This window comes from Mordavella massiliensis (assembly GCF_016901695.1).
In the GTDB taxonomy this organism is placed as follows: Bacteria; Bacillota; Clostridia; order Lachnospirales; family Lachnospiraceae; genus Claveliimonas; species Claveliimonas massiliensis_A.
Genome location: NZ_JACJKS010000007.1, coordinates 103,432 through 117,391, shown reverse-complemented (window position 1 = coordinate 117,391; position 13,960 = coordinate 103,432). Strand labels below are relative to the sequence as shown.

General features: G+C 58.8%; 15 protein-coding genes. All 15 read left to right on the top strand.

The window, feature by feature from the left end; translation table 11 throughout:
- Positions 1-25: 25 nt before the first annotated feature.
- The 15 genes from H6A20_RS06985 (at position 26) to H6A20_RS06915 (ending at position 13,901) form a co-directional block, all read left to right on the top strand.
- The gene (locus H6A20_RS06985) at positions 26-958 is read left to right on the top strand and encodes a SufB/SufD family protein (RefSeq protein WP_204906410.1); all 933 of its coding nucleotides are present in this window, start codon (positions 26-28) and stop codon (positions 956-958) included.
- Positions 959-979: 21 nt separating this feature from the next.
- The gene (thiM, locus tag H6A20_RS06980; protein ID WP_204906409.1) at positions 980-1,837 is read left to right on the top strand and encodes a hydroxyethylthiazole kinase; all 858 of its coding nucleotides are present in this window, start codon (positions 980-982) and stop codon (positions 1,835-1,837) included.
- Positions 1,824-2,453 (top strand): thiamine phosphate synthase, encoded by a 630-nt coding sequence (gene thiE / locus H6A20_RS06975; RefSeq protein WP_275952122.1) that lies wholly within the window; start codon positions 1,824-1,826, stop codon positions 2,451-2,453. Before thiM ends, thiE begins: the two co-directional genes overlap by 14 nt.
- A 13-nt stretch (positions 2,454-2,466) precedes the next feature.
- Positions 2,467-3,135, top strand: coding sequence for an HAD family hydrolase (locus H6A20_RS06970; protein ID WP_204906408.1), 669 nt, complete (start codon positions 2,467-2,469; stop codon positions 3,133-3,135).
- Complete coding sequence (thiD, locus tag H6A20_RS06965) at positions 3,132-3,929, top strand: bifunctional hydroxymethylpyrimidine kinase/phosphomethylpyrimidine kinase (protein WP_204906407.1); 798 nt, start codon at positions 3,132-3,134, stop codon at positions 3,927-3,929. The genes H6A20_RS06970 and thiD overlap by 4 nt, the downstream gene beginning before the upstream one ends.
- A 153-nt stretch (positions 3,930-4,082) precedes the next feature.
- A complete protein-coding gene (locus H6A20_RS06960) occupies positions 4,083-4,394 on the top strand; it encodes a hypothetical protein (protein WP_204906406.1) in 312 nt (103 codons plus the stop codon).
- Positions 4,395-4,397: 3 nt separating this feature from the next.
- Positions 4,398-5,444, top strand: coding sequence for a V0D/AC39 family V-type ATPase subunit (locus H6A20_RS06955; RefSeq protein ID WP_204906405.1), 1,047 nt, complete (start codon positions 4,398-4,400; stop codon positions 5,442-5,444).
- A complete protein-coding gene (locus tag H6A20_RS06950; protein WP_204906404.1) occupies positions 5,441-7,375 on the top strand; it encodes a V-type ATP synthase subunit I in 1,935 nt (644 codons plus the stop codon). Before H6A20_RS06955 ends, H6A20_RS06950 begins: the two co-directional genes overlap by 4 nt.
- Before the next feature lie 15 nt (positions 7,376-7,390).
- Complete coding sequence (locus tag H6A20_RS06945; protein WP_204906403.1) at positions 7,391-7,828, top strand: ATP synthase subunit C; 438 nt, start codon at positions 7,391-7,393, stop codon at positions 7,826-7,828.
- A gap of 1 nt (position 7,829) precedes the next feature.
- Positions 7,830-8,138, top strand: coding sequence for a V-type ATP synthase subunit F (locus H6A20_RS06940; protein ID WP_204906402.1), 309 nt, complete (start codon positions 7,830-7,832; stop codon positions 8,136-8,138).
- 18 nt (positions 8,139-8,156) lie between these two features.
- Entirely contained in the window at positions 8,157-8,744 is a 588-nt protein-coding gene (locus tag H6A20_RS06935) for a V-type ATP synthase subunit E (RefSeq protein ID WP_243426154.1), read from the top strand.
- Entirely contained in the window at positions 8,737-10,506 is a 1,770-nt protein-coding gene (locus H6A20_RS06930; RefSeq protein WP_338106621.1) for a V-type ATP synthase subunit A, read from the top strand. Before H6A20_RS06935 ends, H6A20_RS06930 begins: the two co-directional genes overlap by 8 nt.
- Before the next feature lie 18 nt (positions 10,507-10,524).
- The gene (locus H6A20_RS06925) at positions 10,525-11,955 is read left to right on the top strand and encodes a V-type ATP synthase subunit B (RefSeq protein ID WP_204906400.1); all 1,431 of its coding nucleotides are present in this window, start codon (positions 10,525-10,527) and stop codon (positions 11,953-11,955) included.
- 39 nt (positions 11,956-11,994) lie between these two features.
- A complete protein-coding gene (locus tag H6A20_RS06920; RefSeq protein ID WP_204906399.1) occupies positions 11,995-12,618 on the top strand; it encodes a V-type ATP synthase subunit D in 624 nt (207 codons plus the stop codon).
- A 236-nt stretch (positions 12,619-12,854) separates the two neighbouring features.
- Positions 12,855-13,901 (top strand): PD-(D/E)XK nuclease family transposase, encoded by a 1,047-nt coding sequence (locus tag H6A20_RS06915; protein WP_204906398.1) that lies wholly within the window; start codon positions 12,855-12,857, stop codon positions 13,899-13,901.
- Positions 13,902-13,960: the final 59 nt, after the last annotated feature.

Here is a 13,960-nt window from a genome sequence, read left to right as displayed (position 1 = left end):
ATGGAAGAGAAAGGAGCCGGTGAAGATGGCAGAGTTATTGGATCAGATCACAGAGCAGGTGCTCAGGCAGATTGACAGCAGCGCGGGATTTAAGCAGGAGGGCGCCTTCAACCTGCGGCAGAACGGCATTTCCCTGTGCCACGGGAACACGGAGCACATTAAGATAAAGAAAAAGGAAGATAAGCAGGGGATCGACGTCTACATCGACGGGGACACGAAGGGGGAGGAGGTCCACATCCCGGTCGTGGTGAGCGCGTCCGGCATGGTGGATATCGTCTACAATGACTTCTATATCGCCGACGGCGCGGACGTCACCATCGTGGCGGGCTGCGGGATCCACAACAGCGGCTGCAACGAGAGCCGCCATGACGGCATCCACGCCTTCCATGTGGGAAAGGGAGCCAATGTCCGCTATGAGGAGAAGCATTACGGCGAAGGGGAAGGGACCGGCGCCAGAGTGCTGAACCCGGTGACGAAGATCTACATGGAGGACGACGCGGTGTTCACCCTGGATACAGTCCAGATCAAAGGGGTGGACTCCACGGTGCGGGAGACGGAAGTGACCATGGGAGCCGGGGCAAAGCTCTATGTCGTGGAGAAGCTGATGACCCACGACAGCCAGACGGCAGAGTCCAACATGGCGGTGTACATGCAGGGCGAGGACAGCTCCGCCCAGATCATTTCCCGGTCTGTGGCCAAGGGACAGTCCACCCAGATCTTTCACCCCCGCGCGATCGGGGAGGCAAAGTGCCATGCCCACATCCAGTGCGATTCCATCATCATGGATGAGGCCCGGGTGCGCTCTATCCCGGAGATCGACGCACGGCATCTGGACGCAGCCATCATCCATGAGGCGGCCATCGGCAGGATCAACAATGAGCAGCTCATCAAGCTGCGCACCTTTGGCATGACGGAGGAGGAAGCAGAGAACGTGATCGTGGAGGCGTTCCTGAATTAGAGAAGGAAGAGGGAGAGCAGGATGAACGAGGCAGACAGAACAAAAGAAAGCGGGCTGCCCCTGGCGGAGCAGGCTGCCCGCCTCCTCGGAGAGCTGCAAAGGAAAAGGCCCCTTGTCCACTGTATCACCAACTATGTGACAGCCAACGACTGCGCCAATATCCTCCTGGCCATAGGGGCTTCCCCCATCATGGCGGACGACCCGGAAGAGACGGGGGAGATCGCGGCCGCGGCCCGCGCCCTTGTCCTCAACATGGGCACCCCCTCCAGGCGGAAGCTGGAGGCCATGGTCCGCGCCGGAAAGAGGGCCAACGAAAGGGGGATCCCGGTGATCCTGGACCCGGTGGGGGCGGGCGCTTCCGCCCTCCGCCGGGAGATGGCGGAGCGGCTCGTCCGGGAGGTCCGGGTGGACATCCTGCGGGGCAATGTGTCGGAAGTCTCCTTTGCGGCGGGGCTGTCTTCCCGCGAAAAGGGTGTGGATGTGTCCGAGGCGGACCGGGGGATCGACCGGACAGAGGCCGCCATGGCAGCGGCCAGGAGGCTTGGATGCACTGTGGCGGTGACCGGTGAGGTGGACGTGGTGACAGACGGAAGACGGACAGCCAGGATCCGGGGCGGCAGCTCCCTGATGGCCAGGGTGACCGGGACCGGCTGCATGACCAGCGCCCTTGCAGGGGCTTTTGCAGGAGCCGGAAGAGACAGGAAAGATGCCTTCCCCGCCGCCGTGGCCGCGCTGGCGTCCATGGGGATCGCCGGGGAGACGGCCTTTGAGAAGGCGGGGCACCTGGGATGCGGCAGCTTCCACATGGCCCTTTTGGACGCTGTGGGAGGCCTGAACGAAAAAACCATAAGGGAGAGAGCAGACATTGAAGAAGGATAAAACCGACTATACATTATATCTGTGCACAGACAGGGAGCTCATGAGCACGGACACGCTGGAGGAAGCGGTGGAGCAGGCGGTCCGGGGCGGCTGCACGGTGGTGCAGCTGCGGGAGAAGGACTGCACGTCCCTGGAATTTTACGAGACGGCGAAAAAGGTAAAGGAGATCACGGACCGCTATCAGGTCCCCCTCATCATCAACGACCGGGTGGACATCGCCCTGGCCGTCGGGGCGGACGGCGTCCACGTAGGGCAGGACGATCTCCCGGCGGGGGAAGTCCGGAGGATCCTGGGGCCGGATAAGATCGTGGGCGTCTCCGCCGGTTCTGTCGCAGAGGCCGTGAAGGCAGAGGAAGACGGAGCGGACTATCTGGGTGTGGGAGCCATGTACGCCACCAGCACCAAGGAAGATGCGGATGTTACATCCCGGGAGGAGCTTCTCCGGATCCGGGAGGCGGTGGATCTGCCCATCGTGGTCATCGGGGGGATCAACCGGAGCAATTACAGGAACTTTAAGGGCATCGGCGTGAACGGGCTGGCAGTGGTGTCCGCGGTGATCGCCGCGGACGATATCGAGGCGGCTGCCCGGGAGCTGTCAGAAGGGTTCCGGAGCTGAGAGAGGATGCGGGATGATACAATACAATGGAAAAATGTGGGAGGGAGCCGTCTTTGACCTGGACGGGACGATCCTCGATTCCATGTGGATCTGGGAGAGCGTGGACGGCCGGTTCCTCGCCAATCACGGACTTCCGGTGGAGGAGAGCTATCTGCGGGCCCTCGTCAACCTGAATTTCCCGCAGGCGGCAGCCTACACGAAGGAGCGGTACGCCATGGCCGAGAGCGAGGCGGCTATCATGGAGGAGTGGTTCGCCCTTGCAAAGGGCATGTACGCGCAGGAAGTAGGGCTTAAGCCCCACGCGGCGGAGTACCTGAAGTATCTGCACGATGCCGGGGTAAAGATCGCAGCGGCCACCTCCTCGGAGCGGGTGCTCTTTGAGGCGGCGCTGAAGCACAATGGGATATATGAGTATTTCCACGCCTTTGCCCTCTCGTCGGAGACGCCTCATGGAAAGGACACGCCGGAGGTGTACCATCTGGCGGCACAGCGGATCGGGACGCGGCCGGGGAACAGCATTGTGTTCGAGGACATTCTGAGAGGGATACGCAATGCGAGGCAGGCCGGGTTTTATACGGTGGCCGTGGAGGACGCCTCCGCGGCGCGGGAGAAGGAGCAGATCCGCGCGGCGGCGGACCTGTATATCAGGGACTACATAGAGATGAAGGAGATAGAAGGATGAAGTGTGTACTTACCATAGCCGGGAGCGACTGCAGCGGGGGAGCCGGCATCCAGGCTGATATTAAGACAATGCAGGCCAACGGGGTGTACGCTATGAGCGCGGTCACGGCCCTCACGGCCCAGAACACGACGGGTGTGTACGGGATCATGGAGGCGTCCCCGGAATTTCTCGAAAAGCAGCTGGACTGCGTGTTCTCCGATATTTTTCCGGACGCGGTGAAGATCGGCATGGTCTCCTCCGCCCCGCTGATCGGGGTGATCGCGGACAGCCTGAAGAAATGGAAGGCCCGGAACATCGTAGCGGACCCGGTCATGGTAGCCACCAGCGGCAGCCGGCTCCTGGAGCCGGAGGCGCAGGATGCCCTTGTGACGAAGCTTCTGCCCCTGGCGGATGTGATCACCCCCAACATCCCGGAGGCGGAAGTGCTGGCGGGACGGAAGATCACAGGGGAGAAGGAGATGGAGGAGGCGGCGCGCCAGCTTGGAGAGCGGTACAGAGGCGTGCTTGTCAAGGGCGGCCACCAGGTCAGCGACGCCAACGACCTTCTGTATTATGAAGGAAAACTGACCTGGCTGCGCGGGAAGAGGATCGACAATCCCAACACCCACGGGACAGGCTGCACCCTCTCCTCGGCCATTGCCAGCAACCTGGCAAAGGGCTTCCCCATGGAGGAGAGCATCCGCAGGGCAAAGGCCTACATCTCAGGCGCGCTTGGCGCGGGGCTTGACCTGGGACAGGGGAGCGGCCCCATGAACCACGGGTACGCGATCCCGGAGACGGACTTCACGAAATAGAGTCAATAAAAAATATCAAAAAGACGCTGATTTCAGACAAGATTTCAGCGTCTTTTTTTATGTGCCGAAATCTTACTTTAAACAATTGATTTTTTTGAAAAAAGGTGTATCATAAGAGTAAATTGGCATTTTCCTACAAAAAGGAGGCTTTTTATGGACTCTGTTATCAACAAATTGACTGAAATAGAGGATGCCGCATCTGCCATCGTCGAGCATGCACAGGAGCAGAAGGCTGTCCTCGACAGAGAGTACGAAGAGAAAAGAAAGGCCTTTGACGCGGAGCTGGAGGAGAAGACCCAGGCACAGATCCAGGCCATCCGGGACGGACTGGAGGAGGAGAAGGAGCGGCTTATGAAAGGGCAGGCGGACGGGAACGCAGGCCTGACGGCACAGCTCCGTCAGGAGTACGAGGCGAACCACACCAGGTATGCCAGGGAGATACTGGCCCGGATCACAGAGGTGTAGCCTATGGGGAATCTACTTGCTTACAGCGGGCTCACCACAAAGGTGCGGGCCATGGAGGCAAAGCTCCTGAAAGAGAAAGACTTTGAGGAGATCAGCGCCATGAAGAGCGTGCCGGAGATCGTCTCCTTCCTGATCGCGAACACGACGTACCGGAATGTGCTGGAGAACCTGGATCCGGAGCTGATCCACAGGGGAAACATCGAGAAGCTCCTGCAGTTGTCGCTCTTCCACGACTACACGAAGATCTACCGCTTCTGCAATCTGGAGCAGCGGAAGATGCTGCGGCTCTATCTGAAGCGGTACGAGGTGGACCTGATCAACTACTGCCTGCGCATTGTCATCAACCGCTACCGGGAGCCCTTTGATATCAACTACAAGAGGACCTTCTTCGACCGGTATTCCCAGGTCTCCATCGAGCGGATGATCCGCTGTCGGACGACAGATGAAGTGATCGAGAACCTGCGGGATACCGAGTACTACGATACGCTCAGGAAACTGCGGGATGGCCGGGCGGCGACCCTGTTCGACTATGACCTGGCCCTGAACCTGTACTACTTCACATCCATGTGGAGAGGGAGGAAGAAGGCGCTTCGGAAGAAGGAGCTGGAGATCTTTACGCGGGAATGCGGATCTAAGATCAACCTGCTGAATATCCAGTGGATCTACCGGGCGAAGAAATATTTCAGCCTGGAGCCGGCGGATATATACGCGCTGCTGATCCCGATCCACTATAAAATGAAGACAGACCTCATCCGCGAGATGGTGGAGGCCGGCTCCCTGGAGGAGTTCGGACAGGCGGTGGCGAAGACGTCGTATGCAAGGCACTATACCTTCGGGAGCGAGTATACCGTGGAGAAGATGTACGCGGACTGCCTGTATCACCTGTACCTGGCAGACCGGCGGAGCGATCCCTACTCCATCGCCTCTGTCAATACGTACCTCTTTCTGAAGGAGCAGGAGCTGGAGAAGCTGACGACCGCCATGGAGTGCGTGCGCTACGGCGTATCTCCGGCTGAGACACTAGAGTATGTGGGAGGGCGCAAGATATGATCGTTAAGATGAAATTTGTCAATATATCCGGGCCCAGAGACGACATTGACCGGGTCATGGACCTCTACCTCTCCCGGTATGAGATCCAGTTGGAATCAGCCCTGTCTGAGCTGAAGACGGTGGAGAACCTGCGGCCTTTTGTGGAGATCAATCCCTACCGGGATGCGCTTCTGAAGGCTCAGCAGTATGTGGGGCTCTTACATGAGCCGGAGGCGGTCCGCCCGGATCCGTCCATGGGACTGGACGAGATCTTTGAGCTGATCCGGGAAACAAACGAGAAGTACCTGACATTCCAGTCCAGGAAGGATGTCCTGAAGCGGCAGCAGGAGGAACTCCAGGCAAAGCAGAAGGTGATCGAACCTTTCCGTCCCATGGAGGGGGATCTGGGGCGGCTCCTCTCGTTCCGCTACATCACCTGCCGCTTCGGCAAACTGCCGGTGGAGCAGTATCAGAAGCTGGAAAGATACCTGCTCAGCGACCTGGGTGCTATCTTTGTGAAGGGGCAGCAGACCGAGTCGGAGGTGTACGGCGCGTACTTCGTCTCCCCCGGGGAGGCCCAGAAGGTGGAAGCCGTGCTGCGCTCCCTGCATTTCGAGCGGATCGAGGTTCCCAACCAGTACAGCGGCACGCCGGAGCAGGCCTGCCAGGAGATGGCAAAGCAGGTCTTTGACCTCCAGAAGCAGATGGACGACATCGACCGGGAGGCGGCGGAAGCGCTCGCAAAGAACGCGCCCCGGCTGGTGGCTGCCAGGAACCGGCTGGAGGAGCTTGCCCACAATTTTGACGCCCGCAAGATGGCGGCCAGAGTGGAGGATAAAAAAGAAGACTACTACATCCTGTGCGGCTGGATGGCGGACGATGACGTGGAGAAATTCATGGAGGAGGCAAAGGACGACGACAAGGTGTTCATCGTGGTGGAAGACGACCACGACAGTTACTTCGGGGAGCCGCCCACCAAGCTGGACAACCCGAAGGTGTTCCGCCCCTTTGAGATGTTCGTGCGGATGTACGGACTTCCGGCCCACGGGGAGATCGACCCCACTGTGTTCGTCGGGATCACCTACTCCTTCATCTTCGGGGTCATGTTCGGGGACGTGGGGCAGGGCCTTCTGCTGGTGATCGGCGGCGCGCTGATCTACCACTTTAAGAAGGCGGCCCTGGCGGGCATCATCGCCACGGCGGGTATCTTCTCCACGATCTTCGGGTTCATGTTCGGAAGCATCTTCGGGTTTGAAGATATCATAGAGCCGCTGTGGCTGCGGCCCATAGATCATATGACCACACTGCCCTTTGTGGGCAAGCTGAATACCGTGTTCATCGTGTCCGTGGCCTTCGGCATGGGGATCATCCTCATCGCCATGGTCCTGCACATCGTCAACGGGCTGCGGGAGCACGACATACAGGCGACCTGGTTTGACGCCAACGGCGTGGCGGGGCTTGTGTTCTACGGCTCTGCCGTGGCGGTGATCGTCCTGTTTATGACAGGGCATGCGGTGCCGGCCGGCGTCGTGCTGGCGGTCATGTTCGGGGCGCCGCTGCTTCTGATCCTATTCGGCCGTCCGCTGACAAACCGGATCAGAAAGCGGAAGGAGAAGGAAAAGGAGAGCAAAGTCATGTTTCTCGTGGAAGGGTTCTTTGAGCTCTTTGAGACCCTTCTCAGCTACTTTTCCAACACCCTGTCCTTTGTCCGTATCGGCGCGTTTGCCGTGAGCCACGCAGCCATGATGGAGGTGGTGCTCATGCTGGCCGGCGCCGAGGAGGGGAGCCCCAACTGGGCGGTCATTGTCTTCGGAAACCTGTTCGTGTGCCTGATGGAAGGCCTGGTGGTCGGCATCCAGGTGCTCCGTCTGGAATACTACGAGATGTTCAGCCGTTTCTATAAAGGGAGCGGCCGGGCGTTTGATCCATATACGAAAAAGAACAAATCATAAAGGAGGAGCTTCACTATGACTCTTGCACCGAGACTCATTCTCATCGCAGCACTGATCTTAAGCATCATCATCCCCTTCGGGTACTACCTGCTGGGAGAAAAGAAAAAGGGCCGCTACAAGGCAGCCCTGGCGTCGAACGTGTTTTTCTTCTTCGGCGCGTGCATCATCGGAAGCATCATGATGTTCCAGGGCGCGGACGCGCAGGCGGCTGAGGCGGCGGCTGAGACGGCGGCGTCCAGCGCGACGGGACTTGGCTATATCGCGGCTGCTCTGGTTACCGGTCTTTCCTGTATCGGCGGCGGTATCGCCGTGGCGAGCGCGGCAAGCGCCGCCCTTGGCGCCATCAGCGAGGATTCCAGCGTGCTCGGCAAATCGCTGATCTTCGTGGGACTGGCAGAGGGCGTCTGCCTGTACGGGCTGATCATCTCTTTCATGATCCTGGGGCAGTTGTAAGATGAAGATGTATCTCATCAGCGACAACGTGGATACCTACACGGGCATGCGCCTGGCAGGGGTGGACGGCATTGTCGTCCACGAGAGGGAGGAGCTCTACGACGCGCTCCAGAACGTACTGCAGGACAAGACGGTGGGGATCGTGCTCCTGACGGAAAAACTGGGGAGGGAGTTCCCGGACATGATCGACAAGTTCCGCCTGGAGAGAAAGATGCCCCTGCTCGTGGAGATACCGGACAGGCACGGGACCGGCCGGAGCAAGGATTTTATCACTTCCTATATCACGGAAGCCATCGGACTGAAATTATAGCAGAAGGAGGGATCCCTCTTGACATTAGAAGAAAAGATCAGCCATATACAGACTGTCTCCATGGAGGCGGCCCGGGCGGAGGGAAATGAGATCATCCGCTCCTACAGGGCAGCGCTGGAGAAGGTGTTCGAGGATCACAAAAGAGAGGCCATGCACCAGAGCGAGACCCGCGTGCGGGCGGAGAGCACCAACGCCCGGCTGCAGAGGAACCAGGCCATGGCGAAAGCCCAGCTGGATCTGAAGCGGGAGATGGGCAGGGTGCAGCAGGAACTCAAGGACAAGGTGTTTGCGGAAGCCGCGGAGCTGGTGCAGGCGTTCATGCGGACGCCGGACTATGATGCCTTTCTCGAGAACTGCATCCGGAGCGCCCTGGACTATGCAAAGTGGGAGGAGATGACCATCTATATCAATCCCTCCGACGAGGGGAAGAAGGAGGAACTGGAGCGCAGGACAGGCACGCGCCTCACGGTCAGCGCGGAGGATTTCACAGGCGGCATGCGTGCTGTCATCCGCGGGCGGAACGTTCTGATCGACCACTCCTTCAAGACATCCCTCGCCAATGAGTATGACCAGTTTATATTCCCGGGAGGTGACGAGGTTGGTTAACAGGACAGGAAAGATATACGGGATCAACGGCCCGGTCATCTATCTGAAGGGGAACACGGGATTTGCCATGTCGGAGATGGTCTATGTGGGCGGCGAGCGCCTTGTGGGAGAAGTCATCGCCCTGGACAAGGACCGGACGACCATCCAGGTGTATGAGGAGACCAGCGGCCTGCGCCCCGGCGAGACGGTGGAGGCCTCCGGCGGACCTGTGTCCGTTCTTCTGGCCCCCGGCATCCTGGACAACATCTTTGACGGCATTGAGCGGCCCCTGGAAAAGATCTCCGAGAGCGGCGGCGCCTTTATCACAAAGGGCGTGTCTGTGGACTCCCTGGATGAGATGAAGCGCTGGGAGACGCATATCACCGTGCGGGAGGGGGACTATCTCCACGGCGGCGACATTTTTGCGGAGGTGCCGGAGACGCGCGCCATCGTGCATAAATGCATGGTGCCGCCGGATCTGGAGGGGACGGTGGTCTCCGTGGTCCCGGACGGGAGCTACACGATCACGGAGCCTCTCCTTACGCTTCGGACCGGCAGCGGGGAGGAGCGCGGGATCCCCATGGCCCAGCGCTGGCCGATCCGGAAGGCGAGGCCGGTAAGCCAGCGGTTTGCCGCGTCTGTCCCCCTTGTGACGGGACAGCGCATCATAGATACCATGTTCCCCATCGCCAAGGGCGGCACAGCGGCCATCCCCGGCGGGTTCGGGACAGGCAAGACCATGACCCAGCACCAGATCGCCAAGTGGTCTGACGCGGACATCATCATCTACATCGGCTGCGGCGAGCGGGGCAATGAAATGACCCAGGTGCTGGAAGAATTCGGCGAACTGACAGACCCGCGGACCGGCAATCCCCTGATGGACCGGACCACCCTCATTGCCAACACGTCCAACATGCCGGTGGCGGCCCGCGAGGCCAGCATCTATACCGGCCTGACGCTGGCGGAGTACTACCGGGATATGGGCTACGACGTGGCTATCATGGCGGACTCCACGTCCCGCTGGGCAGAGGCCCTGCGGGAACTGTCCGGGCGCCTGGAGGAGATGCCTGCAGAGGAAGGATTTCCGGCCTACCTGGCCTCCCGCCTCTCGGCGTTCTACGAGCGGGCGGGCATGATGCACAACTTAAACGGAACGGACGGCTCGGTCAGCATCATCGGCGCCGTGTCGCCCCAGGGCGGGGATTTCTCCGAGCCTGTGACCCAGAATACGAAGCGTTTCGTGCGCTGCTTCTGGGGGCTGGACAAGAGCCTTGCCTACGCCCGGCATTTCCCGGCCATCCACTGGCTGTCCAGCTACAGCGAGTACCTGACGGATCTGGCGCCCTGGTATCAGGACAACGTGTCGCCCAAATTCATCGATTACCGGAACCGGCTCATGGCGCTCCTCAACCAGGAGAGCAGCCTTCTGGAGATCGTGAAGCTGATCGGCAGCGACGTGCTGCCGGACGACCAGAAGCTGATCCTGGAGATCGCCCGGGTCATCCGGCTCGGATTCCTGCAGCAGAACGCCTTCCACAAGGACGACACCTGCGTGTCCATGGAGAAGCAGTTCCTCATGATGGATACGATCCTCTACCTGTACAAGCAGGCGCGGGCCCTTGTGACTATGGGGCATCCCATGTCCGTGCTGAAATCCGAGAATATATTTGAGCGGGTCATCGCCATCAAGTACGATGTGCCAAACGACCGGCTGGAGATGTTCGCCCAGTACCGGCGGGACATTGACAGCTTCTACCAGCGCGTGCTGGAGAAAAATGCGTAAAAAGGGGGAAGAACAGACATGCCAATAGAATATCTGGGACTGAGCAGCATAAACGGCCCCCTCATCGCACTGGAAGGCATCCAGGGCGCCTTCTTTGACGAGATCGTGGAATTTGTCCTGAACGGGAACGAGCGGCGGATCGGCCGCATCATCGAGCTGTACGAGGACAGGGCCGTGATCCAGGTGTTTGAAGGGTCGGAGAATATGTCCCTCAAGAACACCCACACCCGCCTTACCGGGCATCCCATGGAGATCGCCCTGTCAAAAGAGATGCTGGGGCGCACCTTCAACGGCATCGGACAGCCCATCGACGACCTGGGCCCTCTCGGATCCAAGCTGAAGCGGGATGTGAACGGCCTGCCCCTCAACCCGGTCAAACGGGAATACCCGAGAAACTACATCCGCACCGGCATCTCCGCCATCGACGGCCTGACCACCCTGATCCGCGGACAGAAGCTGCCCATCTTCTCGGGCAACGGTCTGCCCCACGACCAGTTGGCGGCCCAGATTGTGAAGCAGGCCTCCCTGGGGGAGGACTCGGACGAGGAATTCGCCATCGTCTTCGCCGCCATGGGCGTCAAGCATGACGTGGCGGATTTCTTCCGCCGGACCTTTGAAGAGAGCGGCGTGGCGGACCACGTGGCCATGTTCCTCAACCTGGCCAACGACCCGGTGGTGGAGAGGCTCATCACGCCCAAGGTGGCGCTCACAGTGGCCGAGTACCTGGCCTTTGAACAGAACATGCACATCCTGGTCATCCTGACGGACATGACCTCCTTTGCGGAGGCCATGCGCGAGGTCTCCTCCTCCAAGGGGGAGATCCCAAGCCGGAAGGGGTATCCGGGCTACCTGTACAGCGAACTTGCGGCCATCTATGAGCGGGCCGGCATCGTCCAGGGGGTGAACGGGTCCGTGACCCAGATCCCCATCCTCACCATGCCGAATGACGACATCACCCACCCGATCCCGGACCTGACCGGGTATATCACAGAGGGACAGATCGTGCTGGACCGGAACTTGAACGGCCAGTCCATCTACCCGCCTGTCAGCGTGCTGCCATCCCTGTCCCGTCTCATGAAGGACGGCATCGGGGAGGGCTACACGAGGGAGGATCACCAGGATCTGGCCAACCAGCTTTTCTCCGCCTACGCCAAGGTGGGGGATGCCCGGAACCTGGCCTCCGTCATCGGCGAGGACGAGCTGTCGCCCATCGACAAGGAGTACCTGGCTTTCGGGAAAGAATTTGAAGAGACATACATCGGGCAGGGGCCGGAGGAGAACCGGTCCATCGAGGAGACGCTGAACCTGGGATGGGAGCTTTTGGGCCGGCTGCCGAAAGAGGAACTGGACCGTGTGGACACGAAGATCCTGGAGAAATACTACCATCCCACAAAGCGGGGCGAGGGCGTGACGACCAGCGCAGCCCCGGGCTCCATCGCAAACCGGTAACAGCAGGATCTGCTTTCACGACAGGAAAGGAGGGGTCAGATGGATCCGCGCACATTTCCCACAAAGGGTAATCTGATGCTGGCCAAGAACTCGCTTGCGCTGGCCAGGCAGGGCTATGAGCTGATGGACAAGAAGCGGAACATCCTCATCCGGGAGCTGATGGAGCTGATCGACCAGGCCCGCAGCATCCAGGAGGAGATCGACAGCACCTTCACCTACGCCTACCAGTGCCTGCAGAAAGCCAATATTGAGAACGGGATCAGCCTGGTTTCCCAGGTCGCCTACACCGTGCCCATCGAGGACTCCGTCGTTATCCAGACACGGAGCATCATGGGGACGGAGATCCCCCATGTGAAATACACGCCGCAGACGCCGGCGCCCACCTACGCCTTCAGCAACACGAGGGAGTCCGTGGACCGGGCGGCGGACGCCTTCCGCAAGGTGAAGGACCTAACCGTGAAGCTCTCCATGGTGGAGAACGCGGCCTACCGCCTTGCCACCAACATCAAGAAGACACAGAAGAGGGCCAACGCCCTCCAGAATATCACGATCCCCATGTACACCACTCTCGTGCACGACATCACCAACGCCCTGGAGGAGAAAGAGAGAGAAGAGTTCACCAGGCTGAAGGTGATCAAGCGGCGCAAGCAGAAGGCGGGGTAGCAGGTAAGACCGGGAGACGGTAAGAGCTTTGTAGAAAAGCCCTTGCCGTCTTCTTCGCTTTATGTTATTCTTATCATATCCCGGCGGAGTTCTTCTGCCGGGGACATCTCTCAAAGAAGAGATCATCTATACGCCGCAGGGCGTTCTCATTTTCGGAACTTCCGCATCGGAAAACGTACCCGTGAATGAATGGAACCAAAAGACGAAACACGAAGGAAAAGTATGGAGGGAAACAGATGGCTGGCATTTTGCAGAAGTATTTTCCCACGATACGCACGCGCAGGGAATTGCTGGAAGAGATCTTCGAGGATGAGAGGCTTTCCGCTGTGTATCTGGGGTGGAGTGAAGAGCAGAGACAGGAATTTTTGGATTTCTGTACCGGGAATAAGGGGGTTAAGATCTTATATGACTCTTTTTTTAAAGAGATCATGAACCCTGAGAACACGCCGGAGAGGTTGGAAGAATTCCTGTCGCTGGTGCTGGGGCAGACGGTGAAGATCCTGAAGGTTATCCCGAATGACTCTGTCAGGATCGCAGATGAGTGCTCTCTTGTAGTTATGGACATTGTCATTGAACTGGAAGATCACAGTATAGCGAATGTGGAGGTGCAAAAGATGGGCTACCGGTTCCCGGGCCAGAGAAGCGCCTGCTATTCCTCAGACCTTCTTCTGAGGCAGTATAAGAGAGTGAGGGGAGAGCGGGGAAAAGGTTTCAGCTACCGGGATATACAGAAGGTGTACACGATCGTCCTGTATGAGAAGAGTCCGGCAGAATTCCGGGATTTTCCGTGCGACTATATCCATCATTTTTCCCAGCGCTCTGACACTGGTCTGGAGGTGGACCTTCTCCAGGAATACTGCTTTATCGCACTTGACATATTTGCCGGGATTGTGCAGAATAAAGGTATCAGAAACAAGCTGGAAGCATGGCTTTTATTTTTCAGTACAGACGATCCTGCCAGGATAGAGGCTCTCCTGGAGTCCTACCCGGATTTCAAGGAGCTGTACGGGGAGATCTACGAGCTGTGCTGCAATGTGGAGAAGGTGATGGAGATGTTCTCAAAGGAACTGAAGGAGCTGGACCGGAATACAGTCCAGTATATGATCGATGAGATGCAGGAAGAGATCAACGGGATGAGGCGGGAGCTCTCGGATAAAAATATTGTACTTGAGGAACGCAAGTGTACTATTGACACACAGAAAGAAATGCTGGACAGGCGGGACGAGGAGATTGCCCGGCTAAAGCGGCAGCTTGAGGAACTGCAGAACACATCCCGGAAGTGAGAAGTTAAGATGCCCTGAGCAGAGAAAGCAGACCAGAGAAAGCGGATAAAATATCAGCA

What these genes read in the sequence shown, in the direction of transcription:
- H6A20_RS06985 (WP_204906410.1), top strand. Translation starts at nt 26, where the DNA reads ATGGCAGAGTTATTGGATCAGATCACAGAGCAGGTGCTCAGGCAGATT.
- thiM (WP_204906409.1), top strand. Translation starts at nt 980, where the DNA reads ATGAACGAGGCAGACAGAACAAAAGAAAGCGGGCTGCCCCTGGCGGAG.
- H6A20_RS06970 (WP_204906408.1), top strand. Translation starts at nt 2,467, where the DNA reads ATGATACAATACAATGGAAAAATGTGGGAGGGAGCCGTCTTTGACCTG.
- thiD (WP_204906407.1), top strand. Translation starts at nt 3,132, where the DNA reads ATGAAGTGTGTACTTACCATAGCCGGGAGCGACTGCAGCGGGGGAGCC.
- H6A20_RS06960 (WP_204906406.1), top strand. Translation starts at nt 4,083, where the DNA reads ATGGACTCTGTTATCAACAAATTGACTGAAATAGAGGATGCCGCATCT.
- H6A20_RS06955 (WP_204906405.1), top strand. Translation starts at nt 4,398, where the DNA reads ATGGGGAATCTACTTGCTTACAGCGGGCTCACCACAAAGGTGCGGGCC.
- H6A20_RS06950 (WP_204906404.1), top strand. Translation starts at nt 5,441, where the DNA reads ATGATCGTTAAGATGAAATTTGTCAATATATCCGGGCCCAGAGACGAC.
- H6A20_RS06945 (WP_204906403.1), top strand. Translation starts at nt 7,391, where the DNA reads ATGACTCTTGCACCGAGACTCATTCTCATCGCAGCACTGATCTTAAGC.
- H6A20_RS06940 (WP_204906402.1), top strand. Translation starts at nt 7,830, where the DNA reads ATGAAGATGTATCTCATCAGCGACAACGTGGATACCTACACGGGCATG.
- H6A20_RS06925 (WP_204906400.1), top strand. Translation starts at nt 10,525, where the DNA reads ATGCCAATAGAATATCTGGGACTGAGCAGCATAAACGGCCCCCTCATC.
- H6A20_RS06920 (WP_204906399.1), top strand. Translation starts at nt 11,995, where the DNA reads ATGGATCCGCGCACATTTCCCACAAAGGGTAATCTGATGCTGGCCAAG.
- H6A20_RS06915 (WP_204906398.1), top strand. Translation starts at nt 12,855, where the DNA reads ATGGCTGGCATTTTGCAGAAGTATTTTCCCACGATACGCACGCGCAGG.